At 60.9% G+C, this 25,801-nt stretch carries 24 protein-coding genes; 12 read left to right on the top strand and 12 right to left on the bottom strand.

Annotated elements, in window-relative coordinates; genetic code table 11:
* Positions 1-19: 19 nt before the first annotated feature.
* On the bottom strand, positions 20-829 hold the full coding sequence (locus OCT39_RS13930) for a GPO family capsid scaffolding protein (RefSeq protein WP_263585060.1): 810 nt from the start codon (positions 827-829) through the stop codon (positions 20-22).
* Positions 830-973: 144 nt separating this feature from the next.
* Between OCT39_RS13930 and OCT39_RS13925 the strand changes: the two genes are divergently transcribed.
* From OCT39_RS13925 to OCT39_RS13915, 3 genes are all read left to right on the top strand, one after another.
* Positions 974-2,773 carry a terminase large subunit domain-containing protein gene (locus OCT39_RS13925; RefSeq protein ID WP_412031126.1) on the top strand — a complete coding sequence of 600 codons (1,800 nt, stop codon included), beginning with the start codon at positions 974-976 and terminating at the stop codon, positions 2,771-2,773.
* The gene (locus tag OCT39_RS13920; protein WP_263585059.1) at positions 2,763-3,824 is read left to right on the top strand and encodes a phage portal protein; all 1,062 of its coding nucleotides are present in this window, start codon (positions 2,763-2,765) and stop codon (positions 3,822-3,824) included. Before OCT39_RS13925 ends, OCT39_RS13920 begins: the two co-directional genes overlap by 11 nt.
* Before the next feature lie 951 nt (positions 3,825-4,775).
* Positions 4,776-5,342 (top strand): DUF2726 domain-containing protein, encoded by a 567-nt coding sequence (locus OCT39_RS13915; RefSeq protein ID WP_263585058.1) that lies wholly within the window; start codon positions 4,776-4,778, stop codon positions 5,340-5,342.
* Between the two features lie 43 nt (positions 5,343-5,385).
* On the opposite strand, the gene OCT39_RS13910 is transcribed toward OCT39_RS13915, so the two are convergent.
* Entirely contained in the window at positions 5,386-5,871 is a 486-nt protein-coding gene (locus tag OCT39_RS13910; RefSeq protein WP_263585057.1) for a nucleoside deaminase, read from the bottom strand.
* A 235-nt stretch (positions 5,872-6,106) separates the two neighbouring features.
* On the opposite strand from OCT39_RS13910, the gene OCT39_RS13905 reads away from it, so the two are divergent.
* Positions 6,107-6,598 (top strand): nucleoside deaminase, encoded by a 492-nt coding sequence (locus tag OCT39_RS13905; RefSeq protein ID WP_263585056.1) that lies wholly within the window; start codon positions 6,107-6,109, stop codon positions 6,596-6,598.
* A gap of 23 nt (positions 6,599-6,621) precedes the next feature.
* On the opposite strand, the gene OCT39_RS13900 is transcribed toward OCT39_RS13905, so the two are convergent.
* From OCT39_RS13900 to OCT39_RS13875, 6 genes are all read right to left on the bottom strand, one after another.
* Positions 6,622-6,954 (bottom strand): DUF4124 domain-containing protein, encoded by a 333-nt coding sequence (locus tag OCT39_RS13900; RefSeq protein WP_263585055.1) that lies wholly within the window; start codon positions 6,952-6,954, stop codon positions 6,622-6,624.
* Between the two features lie 315 nt (positions 6,955-7,269).
* Complete coding sequence (locus tag OCT39_RS13895) at positions 7,270-10,116, bottom strand: valine--tRNA ligase (RefSeq protein ID WP_263585054.1); 2,847 nt, start codon at positions 10,114-10,116, stop codon at positions 7,270-7,272.
* A 138-nt stretch (positions 10,117-10,254) separates the two neighbouring features.
* On the bottom strand, positions 10,255-11,307 hold the full coding sequence (locus OCT39_RS13890; protein ID WP_263585053.1) for a PDDEXK nuclease domain-containing protein: 1,053 nt from the start codon (positions 11,305-11,307) through the stop codon (positions 10,255-10,257).
* A 17-nt stretch (positions 11,308-11,324) separates the two neighbouring features.
* On the bottom strand, positions 11,325-11,756 hold the full coding sequence (locus tag OCT39_RS13885) for a DNA polymerase III subunit chi (protein WP_263585052.1): 432 nt from the start codon (positions 11,754-11,756) through the stop codon (positions 11,325-11,327).
* A gap of 69 nt (positions 11,757-11,825) precedes the next feature.
* Entirely contained in the window at positions 11,826-12,938 is a 1,113-nt protein-coding gene (locus tag OCT39_RS13880; RefSeq protein ID WP_263585051.1) for a branched-chain amino acid aminotransferase, read from the bottom strand.
* A gap of 138 nt (positions 12,939-13,076) precedes the next feature.
* Positions 13,077-14,594 carry a leucyl aminopeptidase gene (locus OCT39_RS13875; RefSeq protein ID WP_263585050.1) on the bottom strand — a complete coding sequence of 506 codons (1,518 nt, stop codon included), beginning with the start codon at positions 14,592-14,594 and terminating at the stop codon, positions 13,077-13,079.
* A 135-nt stretch (positions 14,595-14,729) separates the two neighbouring features.
* Here OCT39_RS13875 and lptF point away from each other — a divergent pair, with 135 nt between their 5' ends.
* The 4 genes from lptF (at position 14,730) to bfr (ending at position 17,982) form a co-directional block, all read left to right on the top strand.
* Positions 14,730-15,806 carry an LPS export ABC transporter permease LptF gene (gene lptF, locus OCT39_RS13870; protein ID WP_263587346.1) on the top strand — a complete coding sequence of 359 codons (1,077 nt, stop codon included), beginning with the start codon at positions 14,730-14,732 and terminating at the stop codon, positions 15,804-15,806.
* Positions 15,806-16,885 (top strand): LPS export ABC transporter permease LptG, encoded by a 1,080-nt coding sequence (gene lptG / locus OCT39_RS13865; RefSeq protein WP_263585049.1) that lies wholly within the window; start codon positions 15,806-15,808, stop codon positions 16,883-16,885. The genes lptF and lptG overlap by 1 nt, the downstream gene beginning before the upstream one ends.
* 208 nt (positions 16,886-17,093) lie before the next feature.
* Positions 17,094-17,300, top strand: a complete 207-nt coding sequence (locus OCT39_RS13860) for a (2Fe-2S)-binding protein (protein ID WP_263585048.1) — start codon at positions 17,094-17,096, stop codon at positions 17,298-17,300.
* Between the two features lie 190 nt (positions 17,301-17,490).
* Positions 17,491-17,982 carry a bacterioferritin gene (gene bfr, locus OCT39_RS13855; RefSeq protein WP_263585047.1) on the top strand — a complete coding sequence of 164 codons (492 nt, stop codon included), beginning with the start codon at positions 17,491-17,493 and terminating at the stop codon, positions 17,980-17,982.
* Between the two features lie 64 nt (positions 17,983-18,046).
* Here bfr and OCT39_RS13850 read toward each other — a convergent pair whose 3' ends face one another.
* The 3 genes from OCT39_RS13850 to sodC form a co-directional block, all read right to left on the bottom strand.
* Complete coding sequence (locus OCT39_RS13850; protein WP_263585046.1) at positions 18,047-18,883, bottom strand: manganese catalase family protein; 837 nt, start codon at positions 18,881-18,883, stop codon at positions 18,047-18,049.
* A gap of 512 nt (positions 18,884-19,395) precedes the next feature.
* On the bottom strand, positions 19,396-20,862 hold the full coding sequence (locus tag OCT39_RS13845; RefSeq protein WP_263585045.1) for a carbon starvation protein A: 1,467 nt from the start codon (positions 20,860-20,862) through the stop codon (positions 19,396-19,398).
* Between the two features lie 214 nt (positions 20,863-21,076).
* Positions 21,077-21,652 (bottom strand): superoxide dismutase [Cu-Zn] SodC, encoded by a 576-nt coding sequence (gene sodC, locus OCT39_RS13840; RefSeq protein WP_263585044.1) that lies wholly within the window; start codon positions 21,650-21,652, stop codon positions 21,077-21,079.
* Between the two features lie 147 nt (positions 21,653-21,799).
* On the opposite strand from sodC, the gene OCT39_RS13835 reads away from it, so the two are divergent.
* Genes OCT39_RS13835 through OCT39_RS13820 form a run of 4 tightly spaced genes read left to right on the top strand, consistent with a single transcriptional unit; the run spans position 21,800 to position 24,620 of the window.
* Positions 21,800-22,570 carry a pseudouridine synthase gene (locus OCT39_RS13835; RefSeq protein ID WP_263585043.1) on the top strand — a complete coding sequence of 257 codons (771 nt, stop codon included), beginning with the start codon at positions 21,800-21,802 and terminating at the stop codon, positions 22,568-22,570.
* 24 nt (positions 22,571-22,594) lie between these two features.
* Positions 22,595-23,452, top strand: coding sequence for a tRNA cyclic N6-threonylcarbamoyladenosine(37) synthase TcdA (gene tcdA / locus OCT39_RS13830; RefSeq protein WP_263585042.1), 858 nt, complete (start codon positions 22,595-22,597; stop codon positions 23,450-23,452).
* On the top strand, positions 23,449-23,667 hold the full coding sequence (locus OCT39_RS13825; protein WP_263585041.1) for a DUF1653 domain-containing protein: 219 nt from the start codon (positions 23,449-23,451) through the stop codon (positions 23,665-23,667). Before tcdA ends, OCT39_RS13825 begins: the two co-directional genes overlap by 4 nt.
* Positions 23,668-23,711: 44 nt before the next feature.
* Positions 23,712-24,620 carry an MBL fold metallo-hydrolase gene (locus OCT39_RS13820; RefSeq protein WP_263585040.1) on the top strand — a complete coding sequence of 303 codons (909 nt, stop codon included), beginning with the start codon at positions 23,712-23,714 and terminating at the stop codon, positions 24,618-24,620.
* Positions 24,621-24,635: 15 nt separating this feature from the next.
* Here the strand turns inward: OCT39_RS13820 and OCT39_RS13815 are convergent, their stop codons facing one another.
* The gene (locus OCT39_RS13815) at positions 24,636-25,751 is read right to left on the bottom strand and encodes a metallophosphoesterase (protein WP_263585039.1); all 1,116 of its coding nucleotides are present in this window, start codon (positions 25,749-25,751) and stop codon (positions 24,636-24,638) included.
* Positions 25,752-25,801 lie beyond the last annotated feature (50 nt).

The raw sequence follows: 25,801 nt of genomic DNA, 5'->3' as shown, positions 1-25,801 counted from the left end.
GGCGAGCGGGCGGCGCGCGTTAGCAGTCGGTGAGTTCGGCGGTGCCACCGGTCGCGGGTGTGCGCGGCGGGGTATCCGGTGTGTTGTCAAGCTTGGTGAAAAGCTCATCGAAGCGTTTTTGCAGCGCGGTGTGGTCGGCTTTCAGCTGGCTGAACGCTTCGGCGGTGGGGCGGTTTTCGAGGTCTGCATTCAGAGCGTCGTGCCGCTTGGCGAACTCTTCGAACGCACCCTTGATGTCGGCGCCGAAGGCTTCGAAACCCCTGGTGGTTTTGGCGTCCTGGCGGCTGAACAGGTTTTTGACGAACTCGCCGATGCCGGGCTTGGGGGTCTCCTCTTCGGTGAAGTCGAGGTCGACCTCGACGGCTTCTGTGAACAGGTTTTCGGCGTGTTGCTTGCGAGCGGCCAGTGGCGAGGCGGCGCCCTTGTCACGGCTGAACGCAAGCATCTCGGTACCGAGCGAGGCAGGGGAGTCCGTGACGGCCAGCCCCTCGAGATACGCTTCACCGGTATCGCCGAAGCTCGGGTTCACTTCGATGGAGCTGTAGATCTTCTGGCGGCGCTTGTTCATTGCCTTGAGTTCGTCGGTGGGGTCGATCTCAGCGAAGAGTGCCAGCTTGCCGTCTTCCACCTCGCGGGCCTCGACCGACCGCACATCGCCTAAGGCATTGAAGGCGCTATCTGCCGTCAGGCCGCGAATGTGTTCCATCCAGACGCGTGCGCCGTATTTCTTGGGGTCGTAGTTGGCGGCCATCTGGGTGATCCAGTCGCGCTGGATCTTGCGTTCGTCGGTGGTTGCGCCTTCGGTTGCGACGCGGAAAAACTTGGGCATGTGGGGCTTCCTGAGCGGGGTGGCGGTCAATAGCGCTCAGGTTCCGCGTGTAGCGCGATAGTCTCAACGGGCGGGCGTTGTGCGAGCGTGGCATGACAAATAGGGGCGGGCGTGCGTGTCGCGCGCGGCGGGTACGCTGGCGGCATGACAACAGCCGCCCCCACCCCAATTATGAGCACCGACGAATCGCCGCGCATGACGGCCCGCCATCTCTACTGGCAAGGGTGGCGAGTCGTGCGTATTGCTGAGCATATCGGCGAGAAGCCGGCCACGGTTCATTCGTGGAAAGCACGCGACCGGTGGGAGGACAAGACGCCGACCGAGCGCGTGGAGTACACGATCGAGGCGCGGCTGGTTCAGCTGGTATCCAAGCAGAAAAAAGAGCCGGTCGACTATAAGGAAATCGACCTTCTCGGCCGGCAAATGGAGCGCCTGGCGAGGGTCCGCAAATACGACGAGACCGGCAATGAAGCCGATCTCAACCCGAACATCGAGGCGCGTAACGCGGGGCCGAAGAAGAAGCCGCGCCGTAACGCGTTGGATGACGAGCAGATCGAGGCGCTGGAAGCGGCGTTTCTCGATTCGCTCTTCGAGTACCAAGCGGTTTGGCACGAAGCGGGTCAGAAACACCGCATCCGCAACATCCTCAAGAGCCGCCAGATCGGCGCGACGTGGTATTTCGCCCGCGAGGCCATCGTTGATGCGTTCAAGAACGGGCGGAATAAGATTTTCCTTTCTGCCAGCCGCGCCCAGGCCCACATCTTTCGGAACTACATCGTTCAGTTCGTTAAAGAGACGTGCGACGTCGAGCTCAAGGGCGACCCGATCGTGCTGGATAACGGCGCCGAGCTGCACTTCCTGGGTACCAACAGCAAAACCGCCCAGGGCTATCACGGCGACGTGTACCTCGACGAGTACTTCTGGATTCATCGCTTTGCCGAGTTTCGGAAAGTCACGTCCGGCATGGCGATGCACAAGAAGTGGCGGCAGACGTATTTTTCAACGCCGTCGAGTGTTGGCCATGAGGGCTACCCGTTCTGGAACGGCGACCTGTTCAACAAGCGGCGCAAGAAGAGCGAGCGCGCCGAGTTCGATGTTTCTCATGAGGCGCTGAAAAACGGGCGGCTTTGCCCGGACGGCCACTGGCGGCAGATCGTCACGGTACTGGATGCGATGGAGGGCGGCTGTGACCTGTTCGACCTCGAGCAGCTGCGCCTGGAGTACTCGCCGGAGGAATTCGACAACCTTCTGATGTGTGGGTTTGTCGATGACAGCCAGAGCGCGTTCCCGCTCGCCGTCATGAAGGCGTGCATGGTTGATTCGTGGGAGGTTTGGGACGACTACCGGCCGTTCGCGCCGCGCCCGGTGGGTGATCGCGAGGTGTGGATTGGTTACGACCCGACCGGTACTAGCGAGGACGGCGACGGTGCGGGGCTGGTGGTGCTTTTGCCGGCGCGATCGAGCGAGGAAAAGCATCGGGTGCTCGAGCGGCACCGGTTGAAAGGGCAGGACTACGAGAAGCAAGCCGAGTTTATCGAGGCGTTCCGCGACACATACAACATTGGGCATATTGGCATCGATACTACCGGCATCGGTGGCGCCGTGGCGGAGTACGTCGAGAAGTGGTTCCCGACGCTGGTTCGGTACCGGTACGACGTCGCGCTGAAAACCAGCATGGTGCTGCAGGCCCAGCAGATCATGCGGAAAGACCGGCTAGAGTTCGACGCGGGCTGGTCGGATCTGGCCGCGTCGTTCATGGCGATTAAGAAAGAGCTCACCGGCTCAGGCCGGCAATTCACTTATGTGTCCGGGCGCAGCCAAGCGACCGGGCACGCCGATTTGGCGTGGGCGACGATGCACGCGCTTCACTTCGAACCGATCGACGGCCCCACGACCGAGGGTGCCGGCAAATCCATCATGGAGTTTTCCGACGATGACGACTGAGACCGCGGCGAAACCTCGCCACCGGGTATATGCGTATGAACCCGAAGCCGCCGTCCCGGCGGTGGCCAACGATAGCGGGCGAATGGAGGCGTTTACCTTCGGCGATCCGGAGCCGGTCACGTCGATGCACGACGTGTGGTATGAGGGGGTTTGGCTAACGCCGGACGAATGGTACGAGCCGCCTGTTCCGTTGAGCATCTTGGCAAAGAGCTACCGGGCGACTGCGCACCACGGCAGCGCGCTGCAGGTCAAAAGGAACATTCTGCTCAAGACGTTCATACCGCACCCGCTTCTCAACCGGAGGAACTTCGCGGCGTTGGCCCTTGACTACCTGGTGTTCGGAAATGGGTACCTGGAAGAAGTGCGGGGGCGGCTGGGGCGCACGCTGGGCCTACAGCATCGCAGCGCTAAGTACATGCGCCGTGGTGACAACGACCGCTACTGGTGGCACCCAAACTACATGGAGCGGATCGAGTTACCCGCCGGCCGCACGATCCACCTGCTCGAGCCCGACATTGATCAAACAATTTACGGGGTGCCGGATTATTTGGGCAGCCTACAAAGCGCTTGGCTCAACGAATCCGCGACGCTGTTTCGTCGGCGCTATTATCTGAATGGCTCGCACGCCGGGTTTATCATGTACGTTAACGACCCGGCGCACGATCAGAAAGACATCGACGACATGCGCAAGGCGCTGAAGCAGAGCAAAGGACCGGGCAACTTCCGAAACCTGTTCCTCTACTCGCCGCGGGGTAAAAAGGACGGTGTGCAGATCATTCCGGTGAGCGAGGTGGCAGCGAAAGACGAGTTCGCGGCGATCAAGAACATTACCCGCGATGACCAGCTGGCTGGACACCGCATACCTCCCCAGCTCATGGGGATCATTCCCCAGAATACTGGCGGATTTGGGACGCCAAGGGAGGCAGCACAGGTGTTCGTAGCCAACGAGCTCGAGCCCATCCAAGCAATCCTCAAGGAGGTCAACGATCACATTGGGCAGGAGGTCATGAGGTTTGAGCCGTACCAACTAGATGACCCCGATGCCGACTGACCCCGCCTGATAACCGAAGCCGCCCGCCCGGGCGGCTTTTTTGTGCGCACTTGAACAAAGCCTGTTTTTGAATGAGTTGTACTAACCTTTGTATTCGCTCTCTCGTTCGTTTAGAGCGCCGCTATCCTGGCCGCGCCCCGACCTCGAACGATCCGCGAACGCGCCGCACGCACGCCCTACGGCCCACCTACCCACCAACGGCGACGACCCGCGCCGCGCCATCGGCACCCCGCCCCGCCCGCGCGCTAAATGTAGTGGTTTTTATGCACTATTGCGGCAGGGGCTCGGGCCGCGCCGCTGCTGGGCGGAATGGCCGTTTTAAAGGAGCGATTTTTTATGCGTTTTCATGCGCATTTATGCATTTTTTGCGGGGATTGGTTTTGTGGTTTGAGGTAGGGCTTGGCGAGCATCTGAAGGATGGGGTTACAGGGCGGATTCTTCAGGTTTCCGTAAAACCATTGGTACATAGTGAGATTTCATAAGGGATTGATTTAGTTAGCGCAAGAATTGAAGTTTTCCATATATTTATTTTTGATAAGATCGTGTTTTAATTATTAAAAATAGTTACCTTGTAATCAGTAGGTCCCGGGTTCGACTCCTGGTGTCGGCACCATTTAAAATGGTTATAAAGCAAAGCGTTACAGAACATGAAAAAGCCGCCCTTTGGGGCGGCTTTTTCGTATGTGGATTTCTCTTCATATCGCTAATTTCCTGGTGATTATCAGACGCCGTTTTCCGATGGTGACAGTCAAAGGTTACCTCTGCCAGCTCCCCTGCGTATAAAGATTGGCTTGAGTTCGATTTGCCAGAAAATTTGCGGTTCGAGTAGCGTGAGCAGGGCGAGCTACTCTTGAAAACCTTACAATCGCTCTACGGTTACATATGGCGGACTTCCAGCTATCAGTACTGAAACCGAGGCTATACAGAACGACATAATAAAAAGAGGTGTGAATGGATTTCGTGAATGCCACTGCGTTGTTATGGCCAGCGGTACTATGGATACCCGCTATTTTTGTTTTCGTCGTCTTGATGAAACTAATACTGGCTGGCCTGTCATCCAAAAGAACCGGCTCCATTTCTGACAGGAAAACGTCAAGGTCACAAGCGCTCTTGAAAAAAGGCGGAGCCTATCACAAGAAAGGCGCCTTAATGTCGCCCAGTGAGCAGGACGTATACAGGGTGCTGGTCAGTACCTATGGGGAAGAGTGTTACATTTTCGCTCAGGTTCGAGTGGTCGACGTCATAGAGCCCAATTCCAAAAAGTATCGGTCCAAAAGTAGCGCGTACCTGGCCTTATTCAGACAGATCTCTCAATGGCATTTCGACTATGTGATCTGCAGCAAGGAAGATTTCAGCATCCTGTATGTCATGGAGCTGGACGACCCAAGCCATGAACGGCCGGATCGGCAGAGAAGGGATAGAATCCTCGAGTCAGTATGCGCTGACGCGGGCGTCGAATTAAAAAGAATGTGGCTGGATTATCGTTCCCGAAAGATCAAGGTTCACAGCAGCCGCTAGCCCTATTTGATCCGAATGCTGATGTGATTCCTCGCCAACCAGATCATGCACTTCGAGCACCACGATACCGACAGTGCAGCTCATAAACCGCCCGAGCCAGCGCCTCATCCGGCCCGCTGACCGGCACCTTCGGCGCTACTTGCTCGATGGTCAGCGGCGCCACTGGCGGACTTTCGAGTTCCCACTCTTTGTGCCAAGCAGCAAGCTGTTTGGAAGAGCTGGCGTAGACGATGGGGCCAAGGCCGGCCCAGGCGTGGGCGGCGGCGCACATGGGGCAGTGCTCGCCGGAGGTGAACACGGTGGCCCCATGTCGTTCGCGCTCGCTCAAGTGCTGCGCGGCCCAGCGGGCCAGTTCGAACTCCGGGTGCTGGGTGGCATCGCCACTGTTGATGCGATTTCGGGCCTCACGCAGTACAACGCCTTGCGCATCGGCGAGCACCGAGCCGAAGGGCTCGTCGCCGGCCTCCAGGGCCTGCTCGGCGAGAGCGACGGCGCGCTGGAGTAGCTGATAACGCTGAGTGGAATCCATGGAAAGCGCTCCTGTTTGAACGGGTCATTAGGCCAAGCGTAGCACCTGAGCATCGGCATGATGGGAAGGTGTCGATTTCGACCCGCGCGCCGGTATATTTCGACTATCTTTCATGTGCCACCGCGAGCCTTGCGGTGGCGGCTCCCCAGGTAGCTGGCCGCATGTGGCCAAGGCGTTGAGGGGCGTGTGGCGAACAGGACGTTTACCCCATCGATCAAAAGGAATCGAATATCTCATGACTCAGACACCTACTCCCGAAACCCTGATCCAGCGTAGCGTCGAGCTGGCGCTGGAGAACGTCGACGCGGGCGGCAAACCCTTTGCCTGCATCGTGGTGGATCGTGAATCCGGCGAGATCGTGCATGAGGCGACCAATCAGGTGTCGCAAAGCGGGGATCTCACCGCGCATGCCGAAATCACCGCCATCCGTGAGCTGGCCGCCAAGGGAAGAACCGACCTTAACGGGTGCGATGTCTACATTACCGCTTACCCGTGCCCCATGTGCCTTGGGGCGCTTTACTATGCGGCGCCGGAGCAGGTGTACTTTGCCGCTACGCGCGAACAGGAAGGCGAGCACTACGAAGACGGCGGGCGCTACATGACGCTCAAAACGTTCTATGACGAGTTCGCCAAACCCATCGCCCAGCAGAATCTGCCTTTCACGCAGATGAAAGTCGAGGATCCCACGGCACCGTTTCGGCTCTGGACCCATCGCCATCAAAGCTGAGAGACCATGCAGTGGCCAAAAGATCAGGGCCGTGTTCGGCCAAACCTGAGCGGCAGGCGGGCACGTGCTTTGACGCGGGCGTTGCGCTGCTGAATGGAGTGCTGGTGCTGGCTGCCGCCGGGCAGGTAAATGATGCGGGGCGGCTGGACGGAGGCGGACTGAATCGAGGCGCGGGCGCTGACTGGCGGCGCCTGAATGATGCTGAGGCCGTTGGGATTGACGGTTTCAGAACGCCCGTTCGCGCAGGGGCTGTCCTGAAAGGTGGTGTGACCGTCCCGCGCGGTGCATTTGAACAGCTCCGCGTGAGCGGGTAGGGCAACAAGCGCCAGCGCGGATAGCAAAAGCGTTCTTTTCATTGTACATCGCCGCTAAGCAAACATTGGTCCGGCTAGAGTACCAAAAAAACGCCAAATCGCGCTAGCGGCCCCGCTGGCGTATTGCCCACACGCCGGGTGCCAACAGAAAACAGCTTGCCGCTGGCGCCAGTATGTCCAGTACCGAGTCCAGCGGCTCATGTCCCATCGGTGTGACATAGGGCGCAAGTTTGAGAATCGGGTATACAACCGTGCCGCTGGTTCGCCTGATCCGTGTGCTAATCGAGCGCTGCCTGGCGTTAAAAAACCGGCTCCTGACGGAGCCGGTGAGCATGGCGGGCTAGAGCATCGAAGAGGTTAAAGCGCTTCGATCTTGGCCTTCTGCTCTTGCAACAGCGTTTTAGCGGACTGGAACTCGGCGAGCTTGGCGCGCTCTTTGTCGATCACCGCGGCCGGCGCCTTGGCGGTGAAGCCTTCGTTGGAAAGCTTCTTCTCGACGCCGCCGATCAGCTTGTCCTGCTTCTCGATCTCCTTGTTCAGGCGCGCAAGCTCCGCGTCCTTGTCGATCAGGTCCGCCATCGGCACCAGCACTTCCATATCGCCGACCAGCTGGGTGGCGGACAGCGGCGCCTCGGCGGGGTTGGCAAGCCAGGTGACGCTTTGAAGCTTGGCCAGTTTCGAGAGGAACAGGCGGTTGCTCTCGAGGCGCTCGGCGTCCGTCGGCTGGCCCTTGGTCAGCAGCACGTCCAGCGGCTTGCCCGGGGCGATGTTCATCTCGGCGCGGATGTTGCGCACGGCGATGATCACACCCTTGAGCCACTCGATGTCGCGCCCGGCCTGCTCGTCGATCTTGTCTTCATTGGCTTGTGGCCAGGCTTGCGTCATGATCGAGGCGTCACCGCCCGGATGACGGCCGGCCAAAGGCGCCACGCGCTGCCAGATCTCCTCGGAAATATAGGGCATCATCGGGTGCGCCAGGCGCAGGATGGTTTCGAGCACGCGCACCAGGGTGCGGCGGGTGCCGCGCTTGGACTCGGCGCTTGCGGCTTCGTCCCACAGCACCGGCTTGGAAAGCTCCAGGTACCAGTCGCAGTACTCGTTCCAGACGAACTCGTAAAGCGCCTGGGAGGCGTGGTCAAAACGGTACTCGTCCATCGCTTTGGTGACCTGGGCCTCGGTTTTCTGCAGCTCGGAGATGATCCAGCGATCGGCTAGCGAGAGCTCCACCGGCTCGTCCGCAGCGCCGCAATCCTCGCCTTCGGCGTTCATCAGCACATAGCGCGAGGCGTTCCACAGCTTGTTGCAGAAGTTGCGGTAGCCGTCCAGCCGGTTCATATCGAACTTGATGTCGCGCCCGGTGGTCGCTTGCGAGAGGAACGTGAAGCGCAGCGCATCGGTGCCGTGGGGCTCGATGCCGTCCTTGAACTCCTCTTTCGTCGCCCTGGCGATCGCCTTGGCTTTCTGCGGCTGCATCATGTTGCCGGTACGCTTTTCCAGCAGCGCGTCCAGGCTGATGCCGTCGATCAGGTCGATCGGGTCGAGCACGTTGCCCTTGGATTTCGACATCTTCTGGCCCTGGCCGTCGCGCACCAGGCCATGCACATAGACGGTCTTGAAGGGCACCTCTCCGGTGAACTTGAGCGTCATCATGATCATCCGGGCGACCCAGAAGAAGATGATGTCGAAGCCCGTCACCAGCACGCTGGTGGGGTGGAAGGTCTCGAGCTCCGGGGTCTTCTCCGGCCAGCCCAGCGTGCCAAACGTCCAAAGGCCCGAGCTGAACCAGGTATCCAGCACGTCCTCGTCCTGGGTTAGAGTGACGTCTGCAGTTAGGCCGTGCTTCTCGCGGGCTTCCGCTTCGGAGCGCGCCACGTAAACGTTGCCCTGCTCGTCGTACCAGGCGGGAATGCGGTGGCCCCACCAGAGCTGGCGCGAGATGCACCAGTCCTGCAGATCGCGCATCCAGGCGAAGTACATGTTCTCGTAGTTCTTCGGCACGAACTGGATATCGCCGTTCTCTACCGCCTCGATCGCAGGCTTGGCCAGGCTTTCGACCGCCACGAACCACTGGTCGGTCAGAAGCGGCTCGATGACATCGCCCGAGCGGTCGCCAAAAGGCAGGGTGTTGTTGACGCTTTCCACCTCGACCAGCAGGCCAAGCGCGTCCATGTCGGCGACGATCTGCTTGCGCGCTTCGAAACGATCCAGGCCTGCGTATTTGGTGGGCAGGGTGGCGTCTTCGTCCGGCTGGGGCTGGCCCTTGAGGTCGAAGATCTCGGCGCGCTCGAGGATCGTGGCGTCCTTGGAGAAGACGTTGATCAAAAGATGGTTCTGGCGCTTGCCGACTTCGTAGTCGTTGAAGTCGTGGGCCGGGGTGATCTTGACGCAGCCCGAGCCTTTTTCCATGTCCGCGTGCTCATCGGCGACGATCGGAATGCGCCGGCCGACCAGCGGAAGCTCGATGAACTGGCCGACCAGTGAGGCGTAGCGCGCGTCGTCCGGGTTCACTGCCACGCCGGTATCGCCTAAAAGCGTTTCCGGGCGGGTGGTGGCGACGACGATATGATCCTTGCCGTCGGCGGTTTGCACGCCGTTGGCCAGTGGGTAGCGGAAATGCCAGAAGCTGCCCTGCTGCTCCTTGTTTTCGACTTCCAGGTCGGAAATCGCGGTGTGCAGCGTCGGGTCCCAGTTGACCAAACGCTTGCCGCGGTAAACCAGCTTCTCCTCGTGCAGACGCACGAAGACTTCCTGCACCGCCTTGTAGAAGCCCTCATCCATGGTGAAGCGCTCGCGCGACCAGTCAACGCTGGCGCCCATACGGCGCAGCTGACGGGTAATGTGGCCGCCAGATTCTGCCTTCCACTCCCAAATCTTGTCCGTGAACGCCTCGCGCCCGAGATCATGGCGCGTCTTGCCCTCTTCGGCGGCGACCTTACGCTCGACCAGCATCTGGGTCGCAATCCCCGCGTGGTCGGTGCCCACCTGCCAGAGCGTATTGTTGCCCTGCATGCGTTTCCAGCGCGTCAGGGTATCCATGATGGTGTCCTGGAACGCGTGGCCCATGTGCAGGCTTCCGGTCACGTTGGGTGGCGGAATCATGATGGAGAAGGGCGCGCCGGTGCCTGACGGCGCGAAGCGGTTGTCCGCTTCCCAGCGCGCGTACCAGCGGGTTTCGATCTGTTCGGGTTGGTAGGTCTTTTCCATGGAGCGACTCACAAACGATGCGTCTCAAAGGGAGCGCATGAAATTCGGATGGGGCGAAAAAATGGCGACAAGTATAGCGCGATCGAGTGCCGCGCGTCAGGGGAGCAGCGCATGAGCGTGTTGTTACCAGGCGTTGTTTTACATCTCGGGGCCGTTTTTGATCTCGGCAAGCGTCTGCTCGATTCGTTCGATGCTGGGCAGGCCCGTTTGCAGCTCGGTGGGGAGCGATTCCAACAACTTGTATTCGGCAATGCCCATCGGCTGGGATTTATCGCTCAGCGCGTATTCGGCGACGACCTTGTTCTTACTCTTGCACAGCAGCAGGCCGATGGTCGGCGCATCCAGCTCGGTTTTTACCTGGCGGTCGACCGCGGTCAGGTAGAAGCCGAGCTGCCCCAAGTGTTCTGGTTTGAACTTGCCTGTCTTGAGCTCGATGACCACGTAGCAGCGAAGCTTCAAGTGATAGAACAGCAGATCGAGGAAGAACTCTTCTCCGCCAACATCGAGTAGCACCTGGCGACCGACGAAGGCAAAACCCGCGCCCAGCTCCAGCAGGAATTCGGTGACGTGGCGCACCAGCGCCTCTTCGACGTCGCGCTCCTGAGACTCGGCTGACAGACCGAGAAAGTCGAAGCGATACGGGTCTTTCAGCGATTCCCGGGCCAGGTCCGACTGTGGCTTGGGCAGGCTCGCCTCGAAGTTGGTCACCGCCGCTCCCTGGCGTTCCAGCAGGCGGGTTTCGATCTGCATGACCAGTACGTTGCGTGACCAGCCGTGCTGAATCGCCTCGTAGGCGTACCAACATCTGCTTTCCGGGTCGGATAGCTTTTCCAGTAGGGCCAGCTGATGATACCAGGGCAATTGTGCAAGCACCTCTTGCACAAACGCGGGCTCCGGCCAGGCCTCGGCGAAGGCACGCATGTATTTGAGGTTACGAGGTGAGAAACCTTTCATTTCCGGAAAAGCCGCCCGCAAATCGAAAGCCAGCCGCTCGATCACCTTTGCGCCCCAGCCTTGCTCTGCCTGGCGCTCGAGAATGTCGCGGCCGATTTGCCAGTAAAGCTGTATCAGCTCGCGATTGACCGCAAACGTCGCTCGCTGCTGTGACGCATGAATGCGCTGTTTCAGCTCGGCGAGCCAATCGTTGTAGCCATCGGGCGGGGTGATCAGGGAAACGGGCTTATCACTCATGGGCGTTCTCTCCGGTATCAGCCGATCTTGTGCGGCACTACCTCATGGCCAAGCTCCTTGTAGCGCTGCCAGCAGGCGCGTTTGGCGATGAGCACCTGCTGGTGCTGGTTGATGATCTCGGCAACTCTTGTAAAGCGCTCGATGCCCGCGGGGATATCCGGGTGCAGGTTCAAAAGCGCGGTCTCTTCGCGGGGCGAAGGCAGCTCATTGAAGCCGAGCGTGATGGGGACGCTGTCGGCCAGGTCGCTGCCTTCGATCGCGTGGGGCAGGTAGGCGTCATCACGGAAGGTCCACAGCGCCTCGTCGGCCTGTTCGGCAAGCGTTTGATCCTCGCAGTGCAGGTGCAGCCGGTAGCCCTTGCGGTGGATGGTCTCGGCCAGCTTGCAGGCAAAGGCGAGCCGCCCCTCCAGGGTGGTGTCCTGAAGTATGTAGAAGTCGATTCGCGCCATGGGGCTTCTGCCTTGCAAGGGTCGTCGGTAGAAGTGAAGCGCCGCCGCGCGAGGCGGCGGCGGGAAGGGCTACACCAGTTGGGTCAGCCAGCCGTGCTTGTCGTCGCTGCGGCCATACTGAATGTCCAGCAGCGCCTTGCGGATGCGCATGGCCACTTCACTACCGCCGTCGCCCTGAACGCGAATACGCTCCTGCTCGGTGACCAGCTCGCCCACCGGGGTGATGACCGCGGCGGTGCCGCAGGCGAACACTTCGGAGATCTCGCCGGATTTGGCACCGTCGCGCCACTCGTCGATGCTGATGGGGCGCTCCTCCGGCGTCAGGCCCATGTCTTTAGCAAGCGTGAGGACCGAGTCGCGGGTCACGCCTTCAAGGATGGTGTCGGTCAGGCGCGGGGTAACCAGGCGGCCATCCTTGTAGACGAAGAACAGGTTCATGCCGCCAAGCTCTTCGAGCCACTTGCTCTCGGCGGCGTCCAGGAACGCGACCTGGCCGCAGCCATGGCTTTCGGCTTCCTTCTGTGCGGCAAGCGAGGCCGCGTAGTTGCCGCCGCACTTGGCAAAGCCGGTGCCGCCGGGTGCGGCGCGCTTGTAGGTAGACGACAGCCAGATCGAGACCGGGTTCACGCCGCCCTTGAAGTAGGAAGCCGCCGGCGAGGCGATGACGTAGTAGTCGACCTCGTGGCTCGGGCGCACGCCGAGAAACGCTTCCGAGGCGATCATGAACGGGCGCAGATAGAGGCTGCACTCGTCGGCGTCGCTTTGCGGCGTCGGCACCCAGGCGCTGTCCTGGGCGAGCAGCGCCTGAATCGAGCCGATGAAGTCCTCATCCGAGAGCTCGGGCAGGGCCAAGCGGCGGGCGCTACGGCGCAGGCGCTCGGCGTTTTTCTCCGGGCGGAAGGTCCAGACCGAGCCGTCGGCGTGGCGGTAGGCCTTGATGCCCTCGAAGATTTCCTGGCCGTAGTGCAGCACCGCGGCGGCCGGGTCGAGAGTGAGCGGCCCGTAGGGGCGCACCTGGTGGCCGTGCCAGTCGGCGTCGACGGTCCAGCGGACGTGGGCCATGTGGTCGGTGAAGTGGCGGCCGAACCCCGGGTTTTGAAGAATGCTTTCGCGAATGTTCTCCGCCGTGGGCAGGTTGGACGGCAAAATTTCGAAACGATTGGCTGAACTGGCAGTGGGCACGGCGTGTGGTCTCCGCAAAATACCCCCGCAGGGGCTGACATTAAAAAGAGGGAAGGCGCCCGGGCTGGCGGGCGCCTCATGGCATTCAGGTTTAACGGTTGTGGCCTTGAAAGGCAACCGCTAGGCGATCGAGGCGGGTTATTTCACCCCGATTTCGATCTGGGCATCGGTTTCGCGATCCAGCAGGTACTGGGTCAAAAGCCCAACCGGACGGCCAGTGGCGCCTTTCTGTTTGCCCGAGTGCCAGGCGGTACCGGCGATATCCAGATGCGCCCAGGGGAAGTGCTCGGCAAAGCGGGAGAGAAAACACGCCGCGGTGATCGTACCCGCCGGGCGCCCGCCGATGTTGGCCAGATCCGCGAAGTTGGAATCGAGCTGCTCCTGGTACTCGTCCCAGAGCGGCAGCTGCCAGGCGCGATCCCAGGCGCCGTCGCCGGCCTCCAGCACGTCGAGAGCCAGATCGTCGTCGTTGGATAAAAGCCCGGTGGCGTGGTGGCCAAGTGCCACGATGGCGGCCCCGGTGAGCGTGGCGATATCGATGACGCTGGCGGGCGTGAAGCGCTCGGCGTAGGTGAGCGCGTCGCACAGTACAAGCCGGCCTTCGGCGTCGGTGTTGAGCACTTCCACCGTCAGGCCCTTGAGCGTTTTGACGATGTCGCCGGGCTTGGTCGCTGCGCCGTCGGGCATGTTCTCGGCGGCGGCGACGATGAACACCGCGTTGATCTTCGGCTTGATCTCAAGTACCGCTTTGACGGTGCCGAATACGCCGGCCGCGCCGCCCATGTCGAACTTCATCTCGTCCATGCCCTCGCCGGGCTTGAGCGAAATGCCACCGGTATCGAAGGTGATGCCCTTGCCGATCAGCACGTGCGGCGCCTCGTCGGCCTCTTCCGCGCCCTGGTAGCGCATCACTATCAGCCGCGAGGGCTCCACGCTTCCCCGGCCCACGGAAAGAAGCGCGCCGGCGCCGAGCGCCTCGAGCGCTTCTTCATCCAGAATCTCGACCGACAGTGCGCCTTTGGACGCTTGCCCCAGGGTTTCGGCCTGCTCGGCCAGGTAGCGCGGCGTGCAGACGTTGCCCGGGAGATTGCCCAGCGTGCGCGTGAAGTTGATGCCCTGGCCGATGGCCGTGCCGACTCGCGCGCCGTATTGGGCGCTTTCCACCTCGGCGTTGTCGGTGACGATCAGGTGAAGGGCGGTCAGCGTCGCCTTCGGTGCCGGCTGGGATTTGAACTGATCGAAGCGGTAAAGCGCGCGTTCGGCGGCCTCCAGCGTCTTGCGCGCCTTCCAGGCGGTGTCGCGCTCGAGGACCACGTCGGTAAAGGCCACGCTCGCATCGTCGATGGGCAGCTTGACCAGTGCGGTCATGGCGGCGTCGAGCGCCTTGAGAAAGGCCGCTTCCTGGCACTTTTCGCGTGCGCCAAGGCCCACCAGCAGAAGCCGCTCGGCGCCCAGGCCCGGGGCAAAAGGAATCAACTGAACGTTACCCAGAGCCGCATCGAAGTCGCCGCGTTCGAGGAGTTGACCGATCAGCCGCTCGCTCGCGTCGTCGAGTTTCGCCACACACGGCAGTAACTCGCTATCTTTATAGACAGGCAGCACCAGGCAGGCCGTCTCGGCTTTGGCGGGATTGGCCGTTTGAACGGAAAATTCCATGACGTCTCCAACAAGACAAGCATCGAGGGATTCGCGATAATACCGCGATCGTATATCGCTATCGTACGCTGGATTAGTGTACCCAAGCCATGAGCGCATTGCATGGCAACCTTGCTGGACTGGCCGGAGAGCGCGTTGATTTTATTTCGGTACTTGACTCGTGAAGTGTTACTCACCATGTCGGCGGTCGCCGGCATCTTGCTGCTGGTCATCATGGGTAGCCGCTTTATTCGCTACTTCGCCGATGCCGCCGAAGGCGACTTCCCGGTTACCATTCTGGGCAGTTTGATGTTCTATCACCTGCCGGGGTTCATGGAGCTGATTCTGCCGCTGGCGTTCTTTCTCGGCATTCTGCTCGCCTACGGCCAGCTCTACATGAACAGCGAAATCACCGTGATGGTCGCCTGCGGCATGAGCCCCACGCGGCTTTTGCGCGTGACGCTCTTGCCGGCGTCGATCGTGGCCATTCTGGTCGGGCTTTGCAGCCTGTGGCTGACCCCGGCGGGCTCGCTTTTGACCGAGGCGACCATCGAAGAGCAGCAGAGCCGGCTGGACGTCTCGGTACTGGCGCCCGGGCGCTTTCAGTCCTTTGGCAGCGGGCGCACCGCCTATATCAGCGGCTTTAGCGATAACGGCAACCGGATGCAGGAGGTGCTGGTCCACGAGCAGGCCCAGGCCGAGGAGGGCACGCACAGCTACGTGACTCGGGCGCGCTCGGGATATCAGGAAACCAGCGTCGACACCGGCAGCCGCTTTCTGGTGCTGGAAGAGGGCGAGCGCTACGGCGTCACCCCCGGCTCGCGCGCAGCGGAGCGGCTGGTGTTCGATCGCTATACGCTGCGTCTGGGCCTGAGCCGCGATCGTCAGGAGCTCGACTCGCTGGAGTTCGCCACTACGCCGGAACTTTGGCGCGACCCTGACCCCCGCGCCCAGGCGCAGTTTCAGTGGCGGGCCGGGCTTCCGCTGATGGTGTTCGTGCTGGCACTTCTGGCCCAGCCGCTTTCTCAGGTCAATCCACGCCAGGGGCGCTTTGCCAAGCTCCTTCCGGCGGTCTTTTTATACGTCGCCTATTTGAGCCTGCTGCTGGCCGCAGTAGACGCGATCGGAAGTCAAACGCTTGCCGCCGCGATCGGCGTGTGGCCCATTCACGGGCTGTTCTTGCTTCTGGGGGGCCTTTTGATCTGGCGCTCGCAACGTAAAGGAATGCGCTAATGTTCGGTGCCTTGAACCCTTTCGATCGACTGGATCGCTACATTGCCCGTAACGTGTTGGGCGCCATCATCATCGTGCAGTTCGTATTGTTGGGCCTCGATATCACGATCGCCTACATTGGTGATCTCGGTGACACCCAGGGCAACTATTCGGCGCTGGACGTCCTGGTCTATCTGGGCATGCGCCTGCCCTGGCGGTTTTATCAGTACGCGCCGGTGGCGGTGCTCATCGGCGCGCTGATTGGCCTGGGCACCATGGCCTCGAGCAACGAGCTGACCGTGATGCGCGCCGCCGGGCGTTCGCTGGGGCGCATTTTATGGGGCGTGATGAAGCCGGTGCTGGTAGTGGTCGCGGTGGTGCTTCTGGTGGCCGAGTTCGTCAGCCCCCGCACCGAACAGTTCGCCGAGGCTTGGCGACTGGAGCAGCGCCAGGGTGAGGGCACAATGCTGCAAAGCCGCAGCGGTTGGCAGCTAGAAGGCGACAGCGTCTACCGCTTTGGCGCGATTCGCGCCGACGACGTGGTGCTCGATTTGACCCGCTACCGCTTCGAGGATCGCCGCCTCGTCGAGGCCACCCGCGCCGCTCGCGCCAGCTGGGAGCAAGGGGCCTGGCAGCTCGAAGGCGTCAACACCACGCGTATTTTCGAGGACCGCACCGAATCCGAGTATGTTGATCGGATGCCGTGGGAGACGGATCTGACCCCGACCCAGCTCGAACGCCTTTTGCGCGACATCGAAAGCCAAGCGCCCAGCGAGCTGTGGGCCTACGCCAACTTCCTGCAAAGCCAGGGCCAGAGCGCCGAGCAGCCGCTGCTCTACTTCTGGCAGAAGGTACTGATGCCGCTCACCATGGGGTCACTGGTACTGATCGCCGCCTCCTTCGTGTTCGGCCCGCTGCGCACCGTCGCCGCCGGCACGCGGGTGTTCTACGGGGTCGTCACGGGGCTGGTGTTCAAGTACGTGCAGGATCTACTGGCGCCGGCCTCGAGCATTTTCGGCTTCTCGCCGGTGTGGGCGGTGCTGGTCCCGACGCTTGCCTGCGCCGTGGTTGGACTCTTCTTTCTACGCCGCAACGGCTAGCGCTCGAAAATCTGCACATGCCGGGCCGTTTTGGAAGCGGTTCGGCTTTTTTTTGTAATTTTTTTCTCCTGCCGGGGGGCTAACTTCCTGTATTGACGGTACTAAAAATGGCCCGGTTAAAAACCGCTACTAAAGAGCACTGGTTGGCACTTGATAACTCGTATGCGAATCATTTACATTCACTCCATGCTTTTATCGAGGTGATGCCATGTACGTATGTGTGTGCAAGGGAGTGACCGACCACCAGATTCGCCGGGAAGTCAGCGACGGGGCGCGCAGCTGGCGCGACGTGCGTGAGGCCACCGGTTGCGCAACCCAGTGCGGCAAGTGCGCCTGTCTTGGAAAATCGATTACCCGCGAAGCGCTTCAAATCGAGCGCGAACAGGCCGATATGGGTCTTGCTTACGCCGTATGACGCGAATCACTATTGTTTGATTTGCTTTTAGCAAACGTTTGATTTACTTGAATTTTTAAAGGCCTCGTCTATACTCTCACTCAACTGGGAGTACGCCCTTCGTGTCGCTGCTCCTTTACCAACGTAACTGCTTGATTGATCGAAAAACCTTTGACGACAAAAAAGCGGTTCAGCTAAATAAAGGTGATACATGAAAGGCGATCCCAAGGTCATCCAGCATCTCAATATCGCGCTCGGCAACGAACTGGTGGCGATCAATCAGTACTTCCTGCATGCCAAAATGTACAAGGACTGGGGCCTCAAGGCGCTGGCCAAGTGGGAGTACGATGAGTCCATCGAAGAGATGCAGCACGCCGACAAGATCATCGAGCGCATTCTGTTTTTGGAAGGCATCCCGAATCTGCAGGACCTGGGCAAGCTGCACATCGGTGAAAACGTCAAGGAAATGCTCGAGTGCGATCTCAAGATAGAACACGACGGCCGCAACGATTACATCGAAGCGATCACTTACTGCGAAAGCGTGAAGGACTACGTGACTCGCGACATGCTGCGCGACCTGCTGGCCGATGAAGAAGAGCACATCGACCACATCGAAACCGAGCTCAGCCTGATCGACAAGGTCGGCATCCAGAACTACATCCAGCGTCAGATGCACGTGGCCGGCGACCAGTCCTACGAGTAAGTCGCGGCCGCCGCTAAACATAAAAACCCCGAACCTGGTTCGGGGTTTTTTTGTGGCATCCTTTTTACTTGGATGAATCGACCTGTTCGATCTGAGCACCGGAGTTGGGCTTGGCGCCGCCAAGCGATGGCTCCTGACCCAGCGGCTCGGGTGTATTCTTGATGGAGTACTGGCTTCGGCCATCAAGCGATGGACCTTCGCCCCAGCGGCCCTTGGGTGCGTCCTTATCCAGCAGGGTGTTCAGGTAGTAGTAGGAGTGTTCGGTCGCTTCATGCTCTTCCGGCGTCGAGTTTGGAATCGGCAATTGCGCTTGCATGCCGCCAAGCTCCTCGATCACCGCCAGCCACTGCTGCTGGTGGTAAGTATCTCGAGCAATCAGAAACGACAGGAAGTCCTTCATGCCGTGGTCGTCGGTCCAGTTGTAAAGGCGTGTGGCGAGCACACGACCACCGGATTCGGCGGCGACGTTGGCCATCATGTCCGCGCCGATATTGCCGGTAGCGTAGACGTGGCTCATGTCGAAAGGCACACCGTTGGCATTGACCGGCATGGCGGAAAGCCCGGACGAAAGCAGATGGCGTGGGTTGGCGCCGCCCAGAATGGCGTTCATGACCGGGTCCTTGGCGGTTTCTTCCTGATAGGAAACCGGGGCGCCTTCCAGATTGAGCGCAACCGCATGACCCAGCATCTCGATGTGTGAAAGCTCTTCGGTGGCGGTGGACATCAACATGTCCCGAATGCGGTCATCACCGCGGGCGCCCATGGCCTGGAAAAAGTACTGCATGGCCACGCGAATCTCGCCTTCAATACCGCCGATCGCCTGTTGAAGCAGCATCGCGAACTGGGGGTTAGGTTTATCAACCTTGACCGGGTATTGCAGCTTAGAGGAATGATGAAACATGTTACTCTCCTTAGTAGTTTGCCAAGGGGGTCCTTGGTGATTACTCCTGATAAGTTGTTCAATAAAAAAATTTGATTTTTTATTAAAAACCCATGATTTGGAGTAACTGGCTTTGGCGTTTCGTCAGAATGAATACTTGTTGCCTTTAATAACTTAGCATATAAATAAATATATAAGATAAATAAGCTGTTTTATTGGGTTAAAGTTTTTTATTCGATTTAAAATCAGTGACTTATAAATATTTACTTTTTGATGTCTCTATGATTCATGCGCATCTTAAAGTGTTCTTTTTTATTTATTTTATTAGTGATAATTTTCAACGATGTAACGAAGAAAGTTAAGCAGCGTTAATAGTTATCTATTAAAGATATTGATTTAAGTTAAGTAAAGGCGAGGCTGGAGGGAAGTAAGCTGCGGGCCTGGAAAGAGAAGAGAAAGCTCTTTGAAAGCCCCTGAAAATAAAACCCGCCCGACGGGATCATCCGTCAGGCGGGTTCGGGTTCGTGTAAAGGTTAGCGGTTTTGCGCGGCGAAGGCGTCAGATCCCTCGAATGCGGCTACCGGCTCATCCACGGTGAACGTGGCGCGGCTCAGGCGGCGTACACGCTTCATGAATAGCGCGATGCATACCAGCGTGCCGAGCGCGGCCACGACGTAGCTGATCTGCAGCGGCAGGCCAAAACCGATCGGCGCGAAGGCCAGGTACGTAAAGGTTGCCATGGTCATGAACACGGCAGGGATTGCCGTAATCAGGTAGGGCTTGCGCGACAGCACCAGATACATGGTGCCCACCCATAGCGCGATGACCGCGGTGGTCTGGTTCGCCCAGGAGAAGTAGCGCCACAGCAGGGTGAAGTCCATGTGGGTCAGCGCATAGGAAATGACGAACAGCGGCAGGGCGATCATCAAACGCTTGGCGATCGGCTTTTGTCCGATCTTCAGATAATCCGCGATGATCATGCGCGCGCTGCGAAACGCGGTGTCGCCGGAGGTGATCGGCAGTACGATGACGCCCAGGATGGCGAGCGTGCCGCCCACTGCACCCAGCATGACGGTAGAGACTTCGCTTACGACCGCGGCGGGACCGCCGGCGGCCAGCACGTCGGACAGCGACTGATCGCCGTAGAACAGGCTCATGGCGGCGGCAGCCCAGATCATGGCGATCACGCCTTCGGTGATCATCATGCCGTAGAAGATGCGGCGGCCGCTGATTTCGTTCTCTGTGGTGCGCGAGATGATCGGCGTTTGGGTGGCGTGAAAGCCGGAGAGCGCGCCGCAGGAGATCGTCAGAAACAGCAGCGGGAAGATCGGCGCGCCGTCCGGGTGCATGTTCTGGAATGAAAGCTCGGGAATCGGCGCGCCGGTGACGACCAGGCCGATGCCGATACCGGCGGCGCTAAAGAGCAGCAGCGCGCCGAAGTAGGGGTAGATACGCCCGATCACCTTGTCGATCGGTAGCAGCGTGGCGATCAGGTAGTAGGCGAAGATCGCCATTGTAATACCGACCAGCGACAGTGAGGTCATGTTCGCCAGAAGCGTGGCCGGCGAGGTCACGAACACCGTGCCCACCAGCAGCAGCAGCAGCAGAGCAAAGCCGTTGACCACGTGCTTCATCGCCTTGCCAAGGAACTTGCCCGCCAGCTGCGGCAGGTGCGCGCCGTGGTTACGAATCGAGATCATGCCGGTCAGGTAGTCGTGTACGGCGCCGGCGAAGATGCAGCCGATCACGATCCAGACGAACGCCACGGGGCCGTACAAGGCGCCCAGAATCGGGCCGAAGATCGGGCCCACCCCGGCGATATTGAGTAGCTGAATGAGCGAGTTGCGCGTGGGGTTCATCGGCACGTAGTCGATGTTGTCGCGCATGCTAAAGGCCGGTGTCGGACGCTTTCGGTCGGCGACGAACACTCGATCCACGAACTTGCCGTAGGTGAAATACCCGACTATTAGCAGCAGTATCGAGGCGATGAAAGTGATCATTGGGGGTACCCGGTGGTGGTCGGTGGCGAGGGGGGAGATCGCGCGGGCGCTCGACCCGCGTGTCCAAACCCGCTGAATGTATCTGGTCGTGCGTGGATACGCTCTACAACTTTAGTTTCCCTTCGGACAGATTGACCCTTTGAGTGCCCACAAAAAAACGGGCAGCCGTTGGGCTGCCCGTTTGTCATGCGCGCCAGGCGCGGGTCGCTTTCGATCAAAAAGCGGCTGGGGTGACGCCACACAGCATGCGCGCGCCGCCGCCGCCCAGATGCGGCTCGTCTTCATAGGTGTCGCCGCCTTCATGGATGATCAGGGCACGGTCGGTCATGTCGTCCATGCTCAGGCGCGGCGCGAGTACCGGCAGGTTGGCTTCGCCATCCTCGTTCACCGTCAGCACCGGCAAATCGCCCAGGTGGCCGTCACCATAGGGGCCCTGGTGGGTCTCGGTGCTTTCCGGGTCGTAGTGGCCGCCGGCGCTCTGAGCAGCGGTCATCTCGCCATCGTCATTTTCGGCGGGTTCGCAGCTTGGGTTCTGGTGCAGGTGGAAGCCGTACACGCCGGGCTCGAGCCCGGTAAGGGAGGGCGTGAGCATGACGCCACCGAATTCGGAGCTTTCGATGGTCACCGTACCTGTGGCGTCCTGAACGCCTTCAGCGGTGACGTCGTGCATGTTCACTTCCAGCGTTCCGCCTGAGTTACTGTCGGTGTCCGTATCGTTGGTCTGGGCCTGGGCGGTCGTTGCCAGCAAAAGCGCGGCGGCGATACCGGTCAAGGGGGTCACTAAACGCATGTCGTCTCTCCTTTCCTGTTCCGTGGAAGCCCCGAAACGGGGTATATGAAAGGTAGCTTCTCAAGCGCGCGGACGCCAACGACGAGCACTAGTGACAACCGCCGGTGAAGCCGCGACAATGGCGCCACTTTTTTCGCGGGGAAGGCCATGGCGGCGCTACGCATTCTTTATCAGGACGCGCATCTGGTGGCGGTGCACAAGCCCGCCGGGCTTTTGGTGCACCGCTCCAAGCTCGCCCGGGGCGAAACCACCTTCCTGCTACAGACGCTGCGCGACCAGCTGGGCCAGCGGGTTTACCCGGTTCACCGGCTGGACCGGCCGACATCCGGCGTGATGGTCATGGCGCTCTCTTCCGACGCCGCCAGCAAGCTAAGCCTGGCGTTCAACGAGCGCGAGGTCGAAAAGCGCTATCTGGCGGTCGTGCGCGGCAAGGCGCCCTTCGAGGAGACGCTCGACTACCCGCTGCGCGAAGAGGACGGCAGCCGCCCCAAGGCCGAAATGCCCGCGCTCAAGGCGCGCACCGACATCCAGCGTCTCGACAGTGTGGAGCTTCCGGTGCAGGTGGACCGCTACCCGGTGGCGCGCTACTCGCTGGTGCAGGCCAGGCCGCTCACTGGGCGGCGCCACCAGATTCGCCGGCACCTGTCGCGCCGGGGCTATCCCATCATTGGCGATGCCAAGCACGGCAAGAGCGTACACAACCGTTTTTTCGCCGATGAGCTCGGCGCGCCGGGGCTGTTGCTCGCCGCCACCCAGCTCTGTTTCGATCATCCTTGCCAGCCGCTGCGGCTGTGCATCGACTGCGCGCTGGAGCCGGCGATGGCGGCGCTGTTCGAGCGCCTTGGCTGGGCGGGGCACCTGCCGCGGGACCGCGTGCGCACCGCCCCCGTCACGCCCATCGCCGATACTCCGCCCTGACCCGTTCATTACAGAGAGCCCTGCATGTCCATTGACGCCTCCATCGCCCCTGCTTCGGACGACGCTTCTGACTACGATTTCCGTTTTGGCGGCATTCGCCGCCTTTACGGTCAGCGCGCGGCCGATGCCTTTCGCCGCGCCCACGTGGTCGTGGTGGGCGTTGGTGGGGTAGGCAGCTGGGCGGCGGAGGCGCTGGCGCGCTCCGGTATCGGCACGCTCACGCTGATCGATCTCGACGATGTGTGCGTTTCCAACGTCAATCGCCAGCTGCACGCCCTCGATGGCACCATCGGCCGGCCCAAGGTCGAGGTGCTGGCCGAGCGCTGTCGCTTGATCAACCCCAATATCGAGATCATCGCCGATACCGCGTTTGTAACGCCGACGAACCTTGCTGAACGCATTCCCGAGCGTGCCGATTACGTGGTGGATGCGATCGACAGCGTGATCGCCAAGGCCGCGCTGATTGCCTGGTGCAAGCGGCGAAAGCTTCCGATCATCGTCACCGGAGCGGCCGGCGGGCAGACCGACCCCACCCGTATTCAGGTCGCCGATCTCACCCGCACCGAACACGACCCGCTGCTCGCCAGGGTGCGCGCGCGCCTGCGCCGGGATTTCGGCTTCTCACGTAACCCCAAGCGGCGCTTCTCGGTGGCCTGCGTCTACTCTGACGAGCAGCTCGTCTACCCGGGCGCTGACGGCGAAGTCTGCCTGCAAAAGCCCGGCAGCGGCGACGCCACCCGACTGGATTGCGCCTCGGGATTTGGCGCCGCCACCTTCGTCACCGGCACCTTCGGCTTCGTGGCCGCCTCGAAAGTGCTCGAACGGCTGGCCAAAAACGCCCGTCTCGACGTCAACACACCACCCGGAGAGAACGCCCCATGAACTCGCCCGCTCCCGGCATCTACCGCCACTATAAAGGCGCACTTTACGAAGTACTCGGCACCGCGCAGCACAGCGAAACCGAGGAGCCGCTGGTGGTCTACCGGGCGCTTTACGGCGAGTACGGCCTGTGGGTGCGCCCACTCGAGATGTTTATCGAAACCGTTGAGGTGCAAGGCCAGCAGCAGCCGCGCTTCGCGCTCGAAAAGGCGTTTTGATCCCCACGCGCTTGGCCACCATCCTTTGCCTGACAGGAGCCCGCATGAACACGTTTCAGCATTCACCCGCCGCTTTTGAGGGCCAGCCGGAGGTGGCGGGCTTTTACGACCCGCGCACCGGTAGCGTTCAATACGTCGTCAGCGACCCGGCCACGAAGGCCTGCGCGATCATCGACCCGGTGCTGGATTTCGACGAGAAATCCGGCGCTACCGCCACCCACCATGCCGATGAGCTGCTCGATTACGTGGCCAAACATGCGCTTCACGTCGAGTGGATTCTGGATACTCACCCCCACGCGGATCACTTCTCCGCGGCGCAGTATTTAAAGGGAAAGACCGGCGCGCCGACCGCGATCGGCGAGCACGTCACGAAAGTGCAGGCGCTGTGGAAGAAGATCTATCACTGGCCGGAGATGCCCGCAGACGGGCGTCAGTGGGATTGGCTCTTTGCCGACGGCGATACGTTCCAAATCGGTGAGCTAACGGCGCGGGTCATGCACTCGCCGGGCCATACGCTGGCCTCGATCACCTACGTGGTGGGCGACGCGGCGTTCGTTCACGACACGCTTTTTCAGCCGGATTTCGGTACCGCCCGGGCGGATTTTCCCGGCGGCGACGCCCGCGCGCTGTGGTACTCCATTCAACAGATTCTGAGTCTGCCCGACGAGACTCGGCTGTTCACCGGTCACGACTATTGCCCGGGCGGTCGCGCCCCGGCCTGGCAAAGCAGCGTGGCCGAGCAGCGCGAGCATAACCCTCATTTGGCGGGTCAAGGCGAGGCGCAGTACGTCGCGTTTCGCCAACAGCGTGACAGCGAACTGCCCATGCCCAGGCTGATTCTCCACGCACTCCAGGTCAATACCCTGGGCGGGCGCCTGCCCGAGCCGGAAGCCAACGGCAAGCGCTATCTGAAAATTCCGCTCGACGCGCTGGGTGAGGGGAGCTGGAGCTAGCGCTTGCTCGAGTGGCTACTGCGCGTGCAGCGTGATACGCGTAAGCTCCGACGGCTTGCCCAAACGTAGGGCGAAACCGGGCCAGAGCGCGGTGCCGCTGTTGAGGTAGAGCGTCATGCCGTCGAGTTCGTATTTGCCTGACACAAAGCCTTCATTGGCACGCGCCACGAGCCGGTCGAACCCCACCATCATGCCGCCGTGGGTGTGGCCGGAAAGCTGCAGATCGACGCCCCGGGCAGCCGTATTGCGCGCGTTGCGCGGCTGGTGGTCGAGCAGGATGACCGGGGCGCCTGCCGGCGCGCCTTCGAGCGCTTGGGTCACGTCCGGCCCCGTATAGCCGTGCCCGGCGGCAGACGCATCGTTGACCCCGGCCAGTACCAGCGCGGCGTCGCCGCGTTCGATCACCGTGTGTTCGTTGGCGAGTGCTTGCATACCGAGCGTCTGGTAGTGCGCCATCCACTCGTTGGCGCCAAAGTAGTACTCGTGATTGCCGGAACTGACGAATACGCCGTCGAGGGCTGAAAGCGAGGCAAGCGGGGCGACATCGTCACGGCGCGCTTGCAAGGTGCCGTCGATCAGGTCGCCGGTGATCAGGATGACGTCCGCCCCGAGCGCGTTGGTTTTCTCGACCACGTCCTCCACCCAGCCCACCTGGAACAGCCGGCTGATGTGCAGGTCGGTCAGATGCACGATCTCATAGCCCTCGAACGCCTCTGGCAGCCCGTCGATGGCGATATCGACCTCCTTGAGCGGTGGCACACGCGCCGCCTGGCTCACGGCGAAGGCGGCCACCCCCAGCGCCACCAGGCTGAGCGCGTAACGAAGCGCGCCGGGGATACCGAGACGGCGCCGTTTGATCAGCGCCAGCACCAGGGTGACCACATCGACCGCGAGCTGCATCAGTGCCAGAAAGAGCATCGCCCCAAACAGCGTATTGACGAGCAGCACCACCGCGCGCGGCACCTCCGGCGAGAACATGCTGCCAAAGGCGAGCTGGGTTAGAAGGTGATGTTGTGAGACGAGCAGCAGCAGCGCCGAGAGCGTTATTTTGCTCCAGCGCGGCCACGGGAGCGGCGCCAGTACCCGGAGAATCACGATCAGGCAGGGCAGTGAAATCAGCAGATGAAACATGAGTGATTCTCGTGGTGGCGCGTTAGGGCGTGCCAGCAAACCACGAAATC

Source organism: Halomonas sp. GD1P12 (assembly GCF_025725645.1).
Taxonomy (GTDB): domain Bacteria; phylum Pseudomonadota; class Gammaproteobacteria; order Pseudomonadales; family Halomonadaceae; genus Vreelandella.
This window is presented reverse-complemented; position numbering and strand designations above follow the sequence as displayed.

Excerpts from the sequence above, each read along its gene's own strand:
- OCT39_RS13930 (WP_263585060.1), bottom strand. The coding sequence starts at position 829 with ATGCCCAAGTTTTTCCGCGTCGCAACCGAAGGCGCAACCACCGACGAA.
- OCT39_RS13925 (WP_412031126.1), top strand. The coding sequence starts at position 974 with ATGACAACAGCCGCCCCCACCCCAATTATGAGCACCGACGAATCGCCG.
- OCT39_RS13920 (WP_263585059.1), top strand. The coding sequence starts at position 2,763 with ATGACGACTGAGACCGCGGCGAAACCTCGCCACCGGGTATATGCGTAT.
- OCT39_RS13915 (WP_263585058.1), top strand. The coding sequence starts at position 4,776 with ATGGATTTCGTGAATGCCACTGCGTTGTTATGGCCAGCGGTACTATGG.
- OCT39_RS13910 (WP_263585057.1), bottom strand. The coding sequence starts at position 5,871 with ATGGATTCCACTCAGCGTTATCAGCTACTCCAGCGCGCCGTCGCTCTC.
- OCT39_RS13905 (WP_263585056.1), top strand. The coding sequence starts at position 6,107 with ATGACTCAGACACCTACTCCCGAAACCCTGATCCAGCGTAGCGTCGAG.
- OCT39_RS13900 (WP_263585055.1), bottom strand. The coding sequence starts at position 6,954 with ATGAAAAGAACGCTTTTGCTATCCGCGCTGGCGCTTGTTGCCCTACCC.
- OCT39_RS13895 (WP_263585054.1), bottom strand. The coding sequence starts at position 10,116 with ATGGAAAAGACCTACCAACCCGAACAGATCGAAACCCGCTGGTACGCG.
- OCT39_RS13890 (WP_263585053.1), bottom strand. The coding sequence starts at position 11,307 with ATGAGTGATAAGCCCGTTTCCCTGATCACCCCGCCCGATGGCTACAAC.
- OCT39_RS13885 (WP_263585052.1), bottom strand. The coding sequence starts at position 11,756 with ATGGCGCGAATCGACTTCTACATACTTCAGGACACCACCCTGGAGGGG.
- OCT39_RS13875 (WP_263585050.1), bottom strand. The coding sequence starts at position 14,594 with ATGGAATTTTCCGTTCAAACGGCCAATCCCGCCAAAGCCGAGACGGCC.
- lptG (WP_263585049.1), top strand. The coding sequence starts at position 15,806 with ATGTTCGGTGCCTTGAACCCTTTCGATCGACTGGATCGCTACATTGCC.
- OCT39_RS13860 (WP_263585048.1), top strand. The coding sequence starts at position 17,094 with ATGTACGTATGTGTGTGCAAGGGAGTGACCGACCACCAGATTCGCCGG.
- bfr (WP_263585047.1), top strand. The coding sequence starts at position 17,491 with ATGAAAGGCGATCCCAAGGTCATCCAGCATCTCAATATCGCGCTCGGC.
- OCT39_RS13850 (WP_263585046.1), bottom strand. The coding sequence starts at position 18,883 with ATGTTTCATCATTCCTCTAAGCTGCAATACCCGGTCAAGGTTGATAAA.
- OCT39_RS13845 (WP_263585045.1), bottom strand. The coding sequence starts at position 20,862 with ATGATCACTTTCATCGCCTCGATACTGCTGCTAATAGTCGGGTATTTC.
- sodC (WP_263585044.1), bottom strand. The coding sequence starts at position 21,652 with ATGCGTTTAGTGACCCCCTTGACCGGTATCGCCGCCGCGCTTTTGCTG.
- OCT39_RS13835 (WP_263585043.1), top strand. The coding sequence starts at position 21,800 with ATGGCGGCGCTACGCATTCTTTATCAGGACGCGCATCTGGTGGCGGTG.
- tcdA (WP_263585042.1), top strand. The coding sequence starts at position 22,595 with ATGTCCATTGACGCCTCCATCGCCCCTGCTTCGGACGACGCTTCTGAC.
- OCT39_RS13825 (WP_263585041.1), top strand. The coding sequence starts at position 23,449 with ATGAACTCGCCCGCTCCCGGCATCTACCGCCACTATAAAGGCGCACTT.
- OCT39_RS13820 (WP_263585040.1), top strand. The coding sequence starts at position 23,712 with ATGAACACGTTTCAGCATTCACCCGCCGCTTTTGAGGGCCAGCCGGAG.
- OCT39_RS13815 (WP_263585039.1), bottom strand. The coding sequence starts at position 25,751 with ATGTTTCATCTGCTGATTTCACTGCCCTGCCTGATCGTGATTCTCCGG.